Origin of the sequence: Bacillus sp. 95MFCvi2.1, assembly GCF_000374965.1 — a bacterium.
GTDB classification, from domain to species: Bacteria; Bacillota; Bacilli; order Bacillales; family Bacillaceae_G; genus Bacillus_A; species Bacillus_A pseudomycoides.
Map to the genome: position 1 here is coordinate 1 of NZ_KB895782.1, position 1,030 is coordinate 1,030.

Sequence of the window (1,030 nt, forward strand, 5' to 3'; positions counted from 1 at the left end):
TTTTTTTTTGTCATATGTTAATTCCTCCTTAATTGAGGGGAATCAACAAAAACACCTATTTTTTGCTATTTGATTATAAATCAAATTATGATAATCTATAATCAGATAAATGAAGTTTAGGTATTTTCGTAGAATACCCTATGAAAAGAGTCATGTTCCCGCATGACTCTTTTTTTCATTCTATCACGTTTTCAATAACCTTAAAGATAAAAACAAAGTTTCTTTATTTTTTACCGATCTATGTCCAATCCACTATGTCTATTCATTTCTCTTTTATGTTCACGTTCAAAGTGATTATCTATTCCCTTGCTATCCAATTCATTTTTAACAATCCCTCTAAACGCCTTAAATTGCTCTTTAAGAACTTTTTTCGTTTGTACATATAAAACTCCTATATTCATCTGTAAACCCTTTATATAAGCTCTTAATGAGCTGATTTCTCTATTTAATACAGCAACTTCTTTCTGTAACTGACTTTTTTCTCGTTTCAATGTTCGATTTTCTTCCATCCACCCCTCTGCATGCACTTTTAAACTTTCATTCTCTTTCACAAAATCTGTTTCTCTCAAACGCTCATAATCTTTTTTGATAGTAACGGCTGCATTCACTTGTTTTGTAAATTCTTGATATTGTTCCGGTGATAATACATAATTTCTTGTCTGTTTCTTTTTGATTTCAGCTTTCCCAAACATTTTATCTTGTACTTCTGTTATTACTTCTCTACGCAAAAATGGAACTTTAACAGGTTCATTTGATACTTGATCCGTAGCACTATCCAATTCCATTTGCTGTTGTTTCACCTTTTTTTCTAACTCAATATATCGCTGACCAATCAGCTGTAACTTTTCATTTTCACTTTTTACTTGTTGTTCCACTGCTTCTAACTCTTTGTATTTATCGGCTACATGTGTTTTCACCATCTGTAATTCATTTACTTTTTCTTCAGCATGTTTCATATGATGATCAAAAACTTCTAACTGCATTTCTTTTTCATATATTTGATTCTCAACGGTTGATTTCATTTCAGCAT

The 1,030-nt window shown here is 30.8% G+C and carries 1 pseudogene; it reads right to left on the minus strand.

From position 1 onward, the window contains the following. Window positions 1-230 precede the first annotated feature (230 nt). Window positions 231-1,030 (minus strand): annotated as a pseudogene (locus tag C568_RS35030) (plasmid recombination protein); the annotation flags it as partial.